The 12509-nt window shown below is 61.5% G+C and carries 11 protein-coding genes; 2 read left to right on the top strand and 9 right to left on the bottom strand.

The window, feature by feature from the left end; all coding sequences use genetic code 11:
* Positions 1-6: 6 nt before the first annotated feature.
* Together U1A24_RS06030 and U1A24_RS06025 are read right to left on the bottom strand one after the other, a co-directional pair.
* Entirely contained in the window at positions 7-786 is a 780-nt protein-coding gene (locus U1A24_RS06030; RefSeq protein WP_322321074.1) for a 3-ketoacyl-ACP reductase, read from the bottom strand.
* Positions 783-1925, bottom strand: a complete 1143-nt coding sequence (locus tag U1A24_RS06025) for an acyl-CoA dehydrogenase family protein (protein ID WP_322321073.1) — start codon at positions 1923-1925, stop codon at positions 783-785. The genes U1A24_RS06030 and U1A24_RS06025 overlap by 4 nt, the downstream gene beginning before the upstream one ends.
* Before the next feature lie 153 nt (positions 1926-2078).
* On the opposite strand from U1A24_RS06025, the gene U1A24_RS06020 reads away from it, so the two are divergent.
* Positions 2079-3095, top strand: coding sequence for an aldo/keto reductase (locus tag U1A24_RS06020; RefSeq protein WP_322321072.1), 1017 nt, complete (start codon positions 2079-2081; stop codon positions 3093-3095).
* 368 nt (positions 3096-3463) lie between these two features.
* On the opposite strand, the gene U1A24_RS06015 is transcribed toward U1A24_RS06020, so the two are convergent.
* The 4 genes from U1A24_RS06015 to U1A24_RS06000 are packed head-to-tail and all read right to left on the bottom strand — an operon-like array spanning position 3464 to position 7368.
* Entirely contained in the window at positions 3464-4714 is a 1251-nt protein-coding gene (locus tag U1A24_RS06015) for a glycerate kinase (protein ID WP_322321071.1), read from the bottom strand.
* Positions 4711-5022, bottom strand: coding sequence for a Dabb family protein (locus tag U1A24_RS06010; RefSeq protein ID WP_322321070.1), 312 nt, complete (start codon positions 5020-5022; stop codon positions 4711-4713). The genes U1A24_RS06015 and U1A24_RS06010 overlap by 4 nt, the downstream gene beginning before the upstream one ends.
* A 1-nt stretch (position 5023) precedes the next feature.
* Positions 5024-5800 (bottom strand): enoyl-CoA hydratase/isomerase family protein, encoded by a 777-nt coding sequence (locus tag U1A24_RS06005; protein ID WP_322321069.1) that lies wholly within the window; start codon positions 5798-5800, stop codon positions 5024-5026.
* Complete coding sequence (locus tag U1A24_RS06000) at positions 5797-7368, bottom strand: acyl CoA:acetate/3-ketoacid CoA transferase (RefSeq protein ID WP_322321068.1); 1572 nt, start codon at positions 7366-7368, stop codon at positions 5797-5799. Before U1A24_RS06000 ends, U1A24_RS06005 begins: the two co-directional genes overlap by 4 nt.
* 117 nt (positions 7369-7485) lie before the next feature.
* Between U1A24_RS06000 and U1A24_RS05995 the strand changes: the two genes are divergently transcribed.
* Entirely contained in the window at positions 7486-8304 is an 819-nt protein-coding gene (locus tag U1A24_RS05995; RefSeq protein WP_322321067.1) for an aldo/keto reductase, read from the top strand.
* Positions 8305-8360: 56 nt separating this feature from the next.
* On the opposite strand, the gene U1A24_RS05990 is transcribed toward U1A24_RS05995, so the two are convergent.
* From U1A24_RS05990 to U1A24_RS05980, 3 genes are read right to left on the bottom strand one after another with little or no spacing between them, the layout of a single operon-like run.
* Positions 8361-9971, bottom strand: a complete 1611-nt coding sequence (locus U1A24_RS05990) for a GMC family oxidoreductase (protein ID WP_322321066.1) — start codon at positions 9969-9971, stop codon at positions 8361-8363.
* Positions 9971-11467 carry an aldehyde dehydrogenase family protein gene (locus U1A24_RS05985; protein WP_322321065.1) on the bottom strand — a complete coding sequence of 499 codons (1497 nt, stop codon included), beginning with the start codon at positions 11465-11467 and terminating at the stop codon, positions 9971-9973. Before U1A24_RS05985 ends, U1A24_RS05990 begins: the two co-directional genes overlap by 1 nt.
* Before the next feature lie 13 nt (positions 11468-11480).
* Entirely contained in the window at positions 11481-12500 is a 1020-nt protein-coding gene (locus U1A24_RS05980; RefSeq protein ID WP_322321064.1) for a zinc-dependent alcohol dehydrogenase, read from the bottom strand.
* Positions 12501-12509 lie beyond the last annotated feature (9 nt).

The raw sequence follows: 12509 nt of genomic DNA, 5'->3' as shown, positions 1-12509 counted from the left end.
CGCACCTCAAAATCGAGGAACAAGCATCCCGGCATCCGCCGAAATCACCTGTCCGGTGGTATAGGGCAACTTGCCACTGGCAAGCGAAGCGATGATCGCGCCGATTTCCTCAGGCGTGCCCACGCGCGGAAACAGCGTCAGCCCATCTTCGGCGCGTTTGCGATACATCTCGATCACCGGGGCAGTCATCTCGGTGGCAATCAGCCCCGGCTGCACATCGTAAACCGCGATATTCTCCTGCCCCAGCCGCACCGCCAACGCCTTGGACACCATCGCCGCCGCCGCCTTGCTGGCGCAATATTCCGAGCGCTGCACCGCCACCGCCACAGCATTAGAGGAGGTCACGTTGACGATAGAGTGAAAAACCATTTCATTCCGCGCCCGCCCCAACACCCGCTTGGCAAAAGCCTGCGCCAGAAAGAACGCAGCCTTGGCATTCACGCCCATACATCGGTCCCAACTCGCCTCGGACACCTCCAGCAAATCGCCGCGCGACAGCACCCCCACGCCCGCATTGTTCACCAGCGTCGTCAGCGACCCCAAAGCTGCCTCAACCGCAACCAAAGCCGCGTCATGCCCGGCAAGATCCGTCACATCAAACGCCGCCGCCACGCAGGGCCCCAGCGCGGAAACCTCCACCACAGCTGCCCGCAACTCCGCGTCATCAACAGGCCCATTCACCGCCACCGCGAAACCCTGCAAAGCCAGCGCCTTCGCTGCAGCCAAACCAATGCCGCGCGACGATCCCGTGACCAATGCCACCGGCCTCATACCCGAGACGCTCATGCCCGCGCGCCCTTCTTCAAGAGTTCGCGCGCGATAATCATCCGCTGGATCTGCTGCGTGCCCTCATAAATCTGGGTGATCTTGGCATCGCGATACAGCCGCTCCACCTCGAACCCCCGAATATAGCCCGAGCCGCCAAACACCTGCACCGCATCTGCTGTGCGCGCCACCGCCATATCCCCGGCAAAACATTTCGCCATCGAGCACGCCTTGGTGGCATCCTCGCCCCGGTCGATCTTCACCGCCGCCGATTGCACCAAGAGCCGCGCCGCCTCAATGTCCTTGGCCATATCCGCCAACAGCCACTGCACGCCCTGAAACTCCGAGATGGTCTTGCCGAACTGCCGCCGCTGCCCGGCATAATCCACCGCCGCTTCCAACCCTGCCTGCCCGATCCCCACGGCCAAGGACGCAATTCCCACCCGACCCTTGTCCAGCACGCTCATCATCATGTGAAAGCCGCGCCCAGCCTCTCCCAGCAGCGCCCCGGCCCCCAGCCGCACGTCCTTGAAATCAAGCCCGCCGACCTGCGAGGCCCGCTGCCCCATCTTGTGCTCTTTCGGCCCGCGCGTGACCCCCGCCGCATGCAGATCGACGATGAAAATCGACATGCCGCGATTGCCCGCATCCTTATCCGTGCGCGCCAGCACAAAGCCCAAATCCGCCACCGGCGCGTTATGGATCCAGATTTTGCCGCCGTTCAACACCCAGCCATCACCATCCGCCACGGCCGTGGTGCGAATACCCGACACATCGGTCCCGGCCTCGGGTTCGGTGATGCAATAAGCAACCTTGGTGCGCATCGCCAGTATATCGTCCAACAGCGCCTGCTGCGCCGCCGTGCCATGCCGCACCAGCAAGGTCGAGATCAACTCCAACAGCCCACACTGATCCGCCACAGAAGCATAGCCGCGCGACAATTCTTCCATCACCAACGCATAGGTCAGCGTATCAAACCCCGGCCCGCCCAAAGCCTCCGGCACGCCGATGCCGAACAGCCCCAGCTTCGCCATCTCGCCATACAGTTCCGCCGGAAACTTCTCCTCGCGGTCCAGTTCTTCGGCCACTGGGCGGATCACCTGATCGGCAAAGTCCCGCGCCATGTCGCGCACCTGAAGGTGAGTCTCGGTCAGATACATCTTGCGCCCCATTAGTAACTATCTGGTTACATTATTGAGCCAACCCCACCCCGGTCAAGACCGAAAAATCACGTAAAGCCCTTAAACAGGCTTGCAGCACAAAAAATCAGCCGTATAAATAACCAAACAGTTACTAACAACAGGAACACGCCCATGCTCCCGACCCAAAAGCGCAAATTCGGCCGCACCAATCTGGACGTGACCGCCTTCGGATTCGGCACCGCCCCCTTGGGCAATTTTCTGGCCGAGATGGATGAAGCCACCGCCACCGCGATGTTTGACACCGCATGGGACGCAGGCATTCGCATGTTTGACACCGCCCCAATGTATGGCCACGGCCTGTCAGAGGCCCGCACCGCGCAAGCCCTGCGCTGGAAAAACCGCGATGATTTCGTGCTGGCGTCGAAGGTTGGCCGCCTATTGAAACCCGCGCGCCGCGCCGATATCGACTTCGCGCCTTGGGTCAACGCCGCCCCATTCACTCTGCAATTTGACTATTCCTATGACGGCACCATGCGGGCGTTTGAAGACAGCCTGCAACGCTTGGCACTCGAACATATCGACATCATGTTTATCCACGACATTGACGTGTTCACCCGTGGTTCCGAGCAGCCCGAGGTGTTCAAACAAGCGATGGACGGCTGCTATCGCGCCCTTGCCAGCCTGCGCGATCAAGGTGCGCTGAAAGCCATTGGCGTGGGCGTGAACGAATGGCAGGTCTGCCATGCCGCCCTGGAACAACGCGATTTTGACGCTTTCCTTTTGGCGGGCCGCTACACCCTGCTTGAACAAGACGCGCTAGACGCCTTCCTGCCGCTCTGCGTAGCGCGCGGCGCGGCTGTTCTGGTCGGCGGCGGCTTCAACTCCGGCATCCTCGCCACCGGAGCCAAGCCGGGTGCCAAATACAACTACGCCCCCGCCCCCGCCGCAATCATGGATAAAGTCGCCAAGATCGAAGCCGTCTGCGCCACCCATAATGTCCCGCTCGCCGCCGCAGCCCTGCAATTCGTCACAGCCCATCCTGCGATCCCATCCTTCATCGCAGGCACCCGCAACGTGCAGCAGTTGCAGCAAAACCTTGCATGGTTCAGCCACCCGATCCCGGCCGCGTTCTGGGCCGATCTGAAAGCCAAGGGCCTACTGCGCGAGGATGCTCCCGTGCCAACCTGACCCAAAGCCACGCGGCCTGATCGCCGCCCTGCGTCGGCCGTTTGCGAAAGGTGATTTGATCGCCCCCGCTGTCCCGCAAGCGCGCAAGCAGCCTGCACCCCGCCTTTTTGGCTCTCAGCATCGCGGCGCTGTAGCGCCGCGCAAAGCAGGCGCCTGTCGCCTGCGCTGGCGGTCGGGGGTCCCCGCTTGCGGGGGGTGGCCGCCATGGATGGACCTATCTACCCGAAGGGCGCGCGCAGCGCGGGTCTATCCTCCGACGCAAATCAAAGCGTCAAACGCGGCCAAAAGTTAACATTGTCTGAATGCCTCCCCTCTAACCTATTGAATAATCATACCAGCAGACCCTGTCCACACGTGGACAAGGTCTGCTACCTGATCAAGATCGCCCGAAAATCATTCACATTCGTCCCGGTCGGCCCCGGCGCGAACAAATCCTCTAAAGCCTCAAAAGCCGAATAGGCATCATTCCCCGCCAGCAGCGCCGAAGGGTCCACTCCCATCTCCCGCAGCCGCGCCATCGACCCTCCATCCGCGAAGGCCCCGGCATTATCTTCCGACCCGTCGATCCCGTCCGTATCCGCCGCCAAGGCCGCGAAACGGACCCCCTCCGCAGCCAGTGCCAGCGCCAGCAAAAACTCCGAGTTCCGCCCGCCCCGCCCCTTGCCCCGCAAGGTCACCGTGGTCTCCCCGCCTGACAAGATCACGACGGGCCGCTGGAACGGTCGCCCCCTGCTGGCGACTTCCCGCGCAATAGCCGCATGAACCCGCCCGACATCCCGCGCCTCACCCTCAATCGCGTCCGACAGGATCACCGCAGGCACCGACGAGGCCGCCGCCGCCGCCTCCAGACTGATCCGCGCCGAAGCAATCACCCGCACCTCATGGCCAGCGAAGACCGGATCGCCCGGATCAGGCGCACGCCCGTCCTCCCCCGCCAGCCAAGCCGCCACCCTTTCCGGCAGTTCAATCCTCCAAGCCGCCACCATTGCCCGCGCCGCCTCCCGCGTCACCCCATCCGGCACCGTCGGCCCAGACGCCACTTGCGCCGGATCATCCCCCGGCACGTCCGACACCACCAAAGAAACCACCCGCGCCGGATAACAGGCCGCAGCCAACCGCCCACCTTTGATGCCTGAAACTTGCTTCCTGATCGCGTTCATCACCGATATCGGCGCGCCCGAAGCCAGCAAAGCCCGGTTCAACCCCGCCTCATCCTCCAACGTCAAATCCCCCGGCGGGCAGGGCAGCAAAGCCGAGCCACCGCCGCAGATCAACGCCACCACCAGATCATCCGCCGAAAGTCCCCGCACCGCCTCAAACAGCGCCGCCGAGGCCGCCAATCCGGCCTGATCCGGCACCGGATGCGCGGACTCCAGCACCCTGATCCGCTTGGTCGCGCAGCCATAGCCGTAGCGCGTCACCACGACGCCCTCCAGTGGCCCGTCCCACAGTTCCTCAAACACCGCCGCCAGTTGTGCCGCGCCTTTGCCAGCCCCGATGACCACCACACGACCTTTTGGACGGCTGGGCAGATGATTCCGAAGCGCGGCTGCTGGATCAGCCGCCCGAACAGCGGCCTCGAACAATCCGATGAGAAACTGACGGTCTTCGGGCGTCATGCGACGACAACATCAAACACAAAGATCCCCTCCACGCCGCCCTCTGTTTCAGCGACAATCCGCGCGCCGACCGCTTGGTGGGCGGGGTGAATCAGATAGGCGTCGCGCACGGCGGAGTCGCTGAAATCGAACCAGAACACGTCGTCAAACCCACGCGATAGCGGTTCTACCGAGACATTGGCCGAGGATTGGAAATCGAGAATGCCGTCGATTTGGGCCGATAATCCTGCCAATTCGGTGTAAAGCGCGGCCTTGGTCTGTTCAGTTGTGCCGGCTTTAAACCGCAAAGCGACGATGTGACGGATCATGTTAGTCCTTTCCCCCAAAATGGGGTTGACGTTTTTCCCGGTAAGCAGACAGGCCCTCAGCCAGATCATCAGACCCTGCCACAAGCGCGCCTGCAAGCATTTCAAGCGTGCGCTCACGATCCTCACCCTCGGCGGCATTGATCAGCTGCTTGGTGATCTCGGTCGCGCGCGGGCTGCGGGCCAGCACGCGATGCGCCACAACCGTGGCGGCGTCCATTCCCTGACCTGATGGTACGACCTGATCCACCAAGCCTAGCGCAAGCGCTTGATCGGCACTGAAAACCTCGGCCATCAAGGCCATGCGGCGGATCAGTTGCGCGCCGAAACGGCGGCTGGCGCGCTGGGTGCCAGACCAGCCGGGGATCACACCCAAGCCGGTTTCGGGTAGCCCCAGCTTGACATGCGCTTCGGCGATGCGCAGATCCGCGCAGGCGGCAAGTTCAAGGCCACCGCCGAGACAATGCCCGTTCAGAACCGCAATCAACGGCTGGCGCAGCCGGGCCAGCGCGTCAAAGGCCTGATGGCCATCACGCAGCCAGCGTCGGCCAAAATCTTCGGGCGACAGCGCACTCCAGGCAGCAATGTCGCCGCCTGCACAAAACGCTTTGCCCTCTCCGGTCAAGATCACTGCGCGCGCGTCCGAGCGGTCAATATGGCGGCAGAGCGACAGCAAGGTGTCGATCATTTCCGCGTCCAAAGCGTTCAGCTTTTCGCTACGGCAGATCGCAAGATGCGCCACAGGGCCATCAAACGACAGCGACAGGCGCATGTCAGTCATAGCACCAATCCGAAAGGCGGCTCGAGAAACAGGGCGCTTTCCATCACTTTCAAATCCGGCGAGACATGCAGCGGCGTGCTGGCCTGATCAAGAACATCCCGCTGCAGATCCAAACCCGGTGCGATTTCGGTCAGCAGCAATCCTTGCGGCGTGAGGCGGATCACACAACGCTCGGTGACGTAGGAAATGTCCTGCCCCTGAGCCACAGCGCGGCGGCCTGAAAACGACACCTGATCAACCTTTGGCACGATTTTGGCCACCTTGCCTTCCTTGTCGATCACCAAGCGCCCGTCTTCTAAATGCATCTTCGCCCCCGCATTGAAGTTGCCAGAGAACACGATTTTGCGGGCACGCGCGGTGATATCGACAAAACCACCCGCGCCTGCGGTGCGATGGGGCGTCGCCGAGAGGCGCGATACGTTGACCGACCCCTCGGCGTCGATTTCCAGAAACGAGAGGAGAGAGCAATGAAATCCCCCGGCCTGAAAATAGCTGAACTGATGTGGTGAGGCGACAAAAGCCTCGGCATTGCTGGCGCAGCCGAATTTGAAATCCAGCAAGGGAATGCCGCCCACCGCGCCCTGCTCGATCACCCAAGTGACCTTGCCGTGATGACCTTCTTCCAGCAGCACGCGCGGCACGTTGGCGGATATGCCAAAGCCGATATTCACCGCCCAACCGGCTTGCAGTTCTTGTGCCACACGGCGGGCGATCACCTTGGCTGGATTGAATTCGGCGCGACGGAAGGTGTTCAGCGGGCGGAACAATTCACCCGAAATCGCAGGATCATAGGCGGTGGCGGTGGTTTGCAACTGATCCGGGGCTTCGACGATCACGTCGACCAGAATGCCCGGCACGCGCACATCATGCGGACGCAGAGAGCCATTTTGCGCGATGCGACGGACCTGCGCGATAACAAGACCACCCGAGTTGCGAGCGGCCAAGGCCATCTCCATCGCGCCCAAAGTGGCGCCTTCCTGTTCAAAGGTCAGGTTGCCGTTTTCGTCCGAGGTCGAGGCGCGGATGATCGCCACATCAGGCTGCAAGGGCGGGAAATGCAGCCAGTCTTCGCCTGCGAAATCGACATGTTTCACAATAGGTTGCGCCCGCGCCGTCGCGTTCATCGCGCAGCCATCTTGCAAAGGATCCACAAAGGTATCCAGCCCGATTTTGGTCAGCACGCCGGGGCGTTTCGCGGCCCCCTCGCGCAGCATGTCGAACACAATGCCCGAGGGGACGTTATAGGCCGCCAGTTGCTCTGACAGGATCATTTGCCAGACCAAAGGCGGTTCGGCATTGGTGGGCCCGGAAGGGTATGAGCCGCCGATGATCTTGCTGAGCATCCCCGGCTTGGCGATATGATCCACCCCTTTGGAGCCGAACATATCGCCCGCCGCAATCGGGTGGATTGAGGTCAGGTTTCGCGGATGGCCTTCGGCCTCAAAACGCTCTCCCAAAGCTTTCAGCACCGCGTCGGGGCAGCACAGGCCCGAAGACGAGTTCACCGCGACCATCGCATTGTCGCCAATCAACCGCACCGCCTCGGCAGCCGTTTTGATCTTTGACATGGCGATTCTCCTTTATGGGCTTTGCATCAAGTAACTAACTGGTTATAAGAATAACCACGGCCTGCCAAGCCCATCAAGGGAATAATTTCAGGGATTGCCAACAGTTTGGAGACGCAGATGAACATCAGTTTTCAGAAGACCCACCAGCGCGCCTTCGGGACGTTTCCGCTGAAGGGCGAGGTTTTGGCGCAAGCGATTGCGGCGGCGGTTGCCGTGGGCTATCGGGCGTTTGACACGGCGCAAATGTATGGCAATGAGGCCGATACCGGTGCGGCGCTGAAGGCCACCGGAGTGGCGCGGGATCAGCTATGCATCACCACCAAAGTGCAGCCAGAGAATTTTGGTGCGGACAGGTTCTTGGCCTCAGTCGAGCAGAGCCTGAAAGATTTGCAACTGAATCAGGTGGATATGCTGCTTTTGCACTGGCCTGCCCCGGATGGCGATATCACACCATCGCTGCGGTTGTTGCAGCAGGCTTATGAGCGCGGCCTGACGCGGCATATCGGAATTTCCAACTTTACCGCCGCGATGATGCGGCAGGCGCGTGCGGTGGTGGACGTGCCGCTGGTGACCAATCAGGTGGAGTTTCAGCCGTTGTTGAACCAAGATCTGCTGCTGGCCACTGCGGTTGAAACCGGGATTCCGCTGTCGTCCTATTGCTCGGTCGCGCGGGGGGAAGTGTTCAAATATCCGCTGTTTGGCGAAATTGGCGCGGGTTATGGCAAATCGGCGGCGCAGGTGGTGTTGCGGTGGATCTTGCAAAAGGGCGTGGCGATCAACACGATGTCGACCAAGCCTGCGAATATCGCCGAGAATTTCAATCTGATGGATTTCACGCTGTCATCAGTTGATATGGCGCGGATTGAGGCGATGAAATCCGTGGGCTACCGCGTGGTGACCAAAGCACTGGTGCCGATTGCACCCGAATGGGATTGACGGCACTGGGGCGACCCGTGCTGGCCGCCCCTTTTCACCTCAGATTTCGGTAAAGATCAGGCATTGCCCCGGATCAGATCGGCGGCTTTTTCGCCGATCATGATGGTCGGCGCATTGGTGTTTGAGCCGATCAGGCTGGGCATCACCGAGCTGTCGCAAATCCGCAACCCGTCCAATCCCCGCACGCGCAAGGCAGGATCAACCACGGCCATGTCATCCTGCCCCATCCGGCAGGTCGATACCGGATGATACGAGGTGCGGCCATATTGGCGCGCATAGGCCTCGTAATCGGCTTGGCTGCGAACAGCGTCATCGGGGAAGCGCAGGGTGCGGATATATTTCTGTAGCGACGGCTGGCTGAAAATCTCGCGGCTGATCCGCACACCTTCGGCGGCGATGCGTAGATCGTCCGGCTCGGCCAGGAAATTGGGATCAACCAGCGGCAGCGCGCGCGGATCTGCAGAACGCAAGCTCACCGAACCGCGCGATTTCGGGCGCAGGGTGTAGCTGTTCAGCGTGATGCCTGACGCACCTTTGGGCACCGAGGGCACGCCAGCCTCTGCCCCTGCCCCTGCAAGGAAATGGAATTGCAGATCGGGACAGCGCGCTGCCTGGTCGGCATACCAGAACGCCCCCCCCTCTACAACATTTGAGGTCACGGGACCGGACTTGAACAGCGTGTATTCAATGCCCGCCCACAAAGCCCAATGCAGTTTGTTGTATTTATCAAGGCTATCGTGACCTTTGAGTTCGGCCACAATATCAACGCCAAAATGGTCCGTCAGATTTTGACCGACGCCGGGAAGGTCTTGCACCACTTTGATACCGTGGCGCGTTAGGTCCGCAGAAGGCCCCACGCCGGACAGCATCATCAACTTGGGCGTGCCAATCGCGCCGGAGGTCACGATGACTTCGCTTTCGGCCCGCGCGATCTTGGGCGCATTGCCCACGGTATATTCCACGCCTATGGCACGGCTGCCCTCGAACACCACACGCAGTACCAGCGCGCCAGTGACCACCGTCAGGTTGGGCCGTGACAAGGCGGGGCGCAAATAGCCCACCGCAGCAGAGCAGCGGCGATAATTCTTGGTCGTGGTTTGGTAGAACCCCGCCCCCTCCTGCAAAGCGCCATTGAAATCAGGGTTATAGGGGATGCCGCGTTCTTGACAGCTTTGCACGAAGGCACGGGTGACAGGCCTTGGGTCGGGAATGTTCGAGACCCCAAGCGGCCCATCCGTGCCGTGCAGCGCGCCCGACAGAATTGTATTGCCTTCAGAGCGCAGGAAGTACTTCTGCACCTCGGCAGCGCCCCAGCCGACAGCGCCCTCGGTCACCCAGCGGTCATAGTCGCTGGGATGGCCACGGGTGAAAATCTCGGCATTTATCGACGATCCCCCGCCCAGCACGCGGGCCTGTGCATAGGGGATTTCGCGATTATTGGCGTGGCGCTGCGGCGTGGTGGTCAGGCCCCAGGTCAGCGGGCCGGTGGTCATTTTGGCAAAGCCTACCGGCATGTGGATCAGCGGGTTGGTATCGCGTGCGCCTGCTTCGATCAGGCAAACGCGGGCGGAGGGGTTTTCCGACAGCCGGGCCGCCAGCACGCAGCCCGCCGAACCACCGCCAACGATCACATAGTCAAAGCCCAACTGTTCAGAACCTCGGGCCATCATGCGATCCAATGGTTACGTTTGCCGGTTTCAATATGCACGGATTTGATCTGGGTGTATTCCTCGACGCCGTAGGTTCCGGCCTCACGCCCCCAGCCGGATTGCTTGAAACCGCCCAGCGGCATTTCAGGCCCGCCCGCCATGATGCAGTTGACCCAGAAGCGCCCCGCCCGGACGCGGCGGGTGACGGTCAGGGCTTTGTCGATGTTCTTGGTCCAGAGGCTGGCGGCAAGGCCATAAACCGTGTCATTGGCAAGCTGGATGGCTTCTTCAACGGTGTCGAAGGCCATGGAGCACAGGACCGGGCCGAAGATTTCATCCCGTGCAATGGCCATATCCGGGGTGACGCCGGAAAACAGCGTTGGCTGGATATATTGGCCGTGGCCAAGGTCTTTGACGGTGCCGCCGGTAACAAGCGTTGCGCCCTCCGCCTGGCCCTTGGCGATGTAGCCCATGATGACGTCATTCTGCGCTGTGGTGGTGATCGCCCCGACTTGGGTGGTTGGGTCAAGCGGATCACCGACGCGGATTTTTGCCATTTTGGCGGCAAGCAAGGCCTCAAATTTCGCAGCAATTGAGCGTTCGACAATCAGGCGGCTGGACGAGACGCAGCACTGTCCGGTGTTGAAGCTGATGCCAAAGGCGGCGGCATCAGCGGCATCATCCAGATCGGCATCGGCAAAAACGATGATCGGGTTTTTGCCGCCGAGTTCCAGCCCGAGTTTCTTGAAATTGCTGTCGGCTGCCGCATGAACGCAGGAGCGGCCCACGGCGGTCGATCCGGTGAAGGACAGCATATCGACATCGGGATGTTCGGTCAGCGCTTGGCCAATCGTGCGCCCTGATCCGGTTACAACATTGTAAACGCCCGCAGGCAGGCCCGCTTCTTCCAGCACTTCGGCCAACAACAGCGTAGTGGCGGAAGTAACCTCAGACGGTTTCACCACCAATGTGCAACCCGAGGCGAGGATGAACGGCACCCGCTCACACAGGATCAGGAAGGGGAAGTTCCACGGCGTGATGAGACCGACAACGCCGATCGGTTCGCGCAAGACCATGCCGAACAGGTTGTCACCCAGACTGTTATAGCTGTCGCCGTGCAGCATCCGCGCGGCCCCCGCGCCGATCTCAAAACAAGCGATGGCATGGTCGATTTCGCCCATGGCCTGGCTGATCGGCTTGCCGTTCTCCAACGTTTCCCAATAAGCGATTTCCACGCGGCGGCGCTTGAGGATTTCGGCGGCGCGCAGCAGAACGCTTGCACGGGCGGCCCCGGAAAGCCCGGCCCAGCGGCGGCCTTCAAACGCAGTGCGGGCGGCGGTGACGGCGGCGTTCAGATCGTCTGTCGTGCATTTCGGGATGCGGGTGACGGGCACGCCGTGGCCGGGCGAGGCACGCTCGAACAACGGGCGGCCAGTTTGCCATTGGCCGTCAATGTAGAAGCCAAACTCGCGCGGGGTGGCGGGCAAAGTGGGGAACGGGCGCAGGGTGTCCATCGGAACCTCGGGATTAAAGCAGGATTTGGGTTTTCAGATCAGTGGGCCGGGCGGCCAGCGTCTCGAACGCGGTCTGGATGTCATCCAGCGGATAGCTTGCAGCGGTGAAGGCATCCGTCTTGAAGCGACCGTGGGCCAGCAGGGTCAGCGCGTCGTGCATATCCTCGCCCATGCCCGCGACAGAGCCTTTCAGGCTGTTTTCTTCGAGGATCGTGCGCAGGATATCGACATGCAGGCTTTGATCGGGGCCAGTCAGGCCAAAGAAGGCGATGTGGCCCCCCTTTCGGATCAGGGTTTGTGCGGTGGCGTAAAGCCGGGGTGAGCCGACGCTTTCGATCACCACATCGGCACCTCGACCTTGGGTCAGCGCCATCACGCGTGCATGCAGTTGATCAGGGTCGCTGACGGTGGCATCTGCCCCGGCAACGCGTGCCATCTGGCAACGGTCTTCCGACAGGTCAGCCACGATGATCGGCGCGGCACCGACCAGCCGCATCATCTGCACATGCAGGTTGCCAATAGGGCCAGCGCCAAGCACCACCACCGATTGGCCAAAACTGACCTGAGCTTTGCGGGCGGCGCGCACCACGCAGGCCACAGGTTCGGTCAGCGCCAACACAGCATCCGAGATGCCAACGGGCGCGGGGATCACCAATCGTGCGGGCATAGCGACATATTCCGCGAATGCACCGTCGCGGCCAATGCCCACTTGGGTCATCGTCGGGCAGTTCAGGATTTCATTGCGGCGGCACCAATAGCATGTGCCGCAACCGATGTTGATATCGGCCACCACGCGCTGGCCTTCGGAAAGGTGTTTCACGTTCGCACCATATGCCGCAATCGTGCCACAGAACTCGTGGCCGGGGATCAACGGCAGGCGGTCGGCGGCATAATGGCCGTTGAAGATATGCACATCAGTGCCGCAGATCCCGGTACGGCTGATACGGATCAGCGCATCCTCGGGGCCAATGACGGGCATCGATACATCGCGCAGCTCAAAGCACTGCGGGGCGATCAGGACGGCGGCTTTCATCTGTGCCCC

This window comes from Cypionkella sp., assembly GCF_034376685.1.
In the GTDB taxonomy this organism is placed as follows: Bacteria; Pseudomonadota; Alphaproteobacteria; order Rhodobacterales; family Rhodobacteraceae; genus Cypionkella.
The sequence above is the reverse complement of the archived record's forward strand: the minus strand, read 5'-3'. Positions and strand labels throughout refer to the sequence as shown.

Excerpts from the sequence above, each read along its gene's own strand:
- U1A24_RS06010 (WP_322321070.1), bottom strand. The coding sequence starts at position 5,022 with ATGATCCGTCACATCGTCGCTTTGCGGTTTAAAGCCGGCACAACTGAA.
- U1A24_RS05990 (WP_322321066.1), bottom strand. The coding sequence starts at position 9,971 with ATGGCCCGAGGTTCTGAACAGTTGGGCTTTGACTATGTGATCGTTGGC.
- U1A24_RS05985 (WP_322321065.1), bottom strand. The coding sequence starts at position 11,467 with ATGGACACCCTGCGCCCGTTCCCCACTTTGCCCGCCACCCCGCGCGAG.
- U1A24_RS06030 (WP_322321074.1), bottom strand. The coding sequence starts at position 786 with ATGAGCGTCTCGGGTATGAGGCCGGTGGCATTGGTCACGGGATCGTCG.
- U1A24_RS06015 (WP_322321071.1), bottom strand. The coding sequence starts at position 4,714 with ATGACGCCCGAAGACCGTCAGTTTCTCATCGGATTGTTCGAGGCCGCT.
- U1A24_RS06000 (WP_322321068.1), bottom strand. The coding sequence starts at position 7,368 with ATGTCAAAGATCAAAACGGCTGCCGAGGCGGTGCGGTTGATTGGCGAC.
- U1A24_RS05995 (WP_322321067.1), top strand. The coding sequence starts at position 7,486 with ATGAACATCAGTTTTCAGAAGACCCACCAGCGCGCCTTCGGGACGTTT.
- U1A24_RS05980 (WP_322321064.1), bottom strand. The coding sequence starts at position 12,500 with ATGAAAGCCGCCGTCCTGATCGCCCCGCAGTGCTTTGAGCTGCGCGAT.
- U1A24_RS06020 (WP_322321072.1), top strand. The coding sequence starts at position 2,079 with ATGCTCCCGACCCAAAAGCGCAAATTCGGCCGCACCAATCTGGACGTG.
- U1A24_RS06005 (WP_322321069.1), bottom strand. The coding sequence starts at position 5,800 with ATGACTGACATGCGCCTGTCGCTGTCGTTTGATGGCCCTGTGGCGCAT.
- U1A24_RS06025 (WP_322321073.1), bottom strand. The coding sequence starts at position 1,925 with ATGTATCTGACCGAGACTCACCTTCAGGTGCGCGACATGGCGCGGGAC.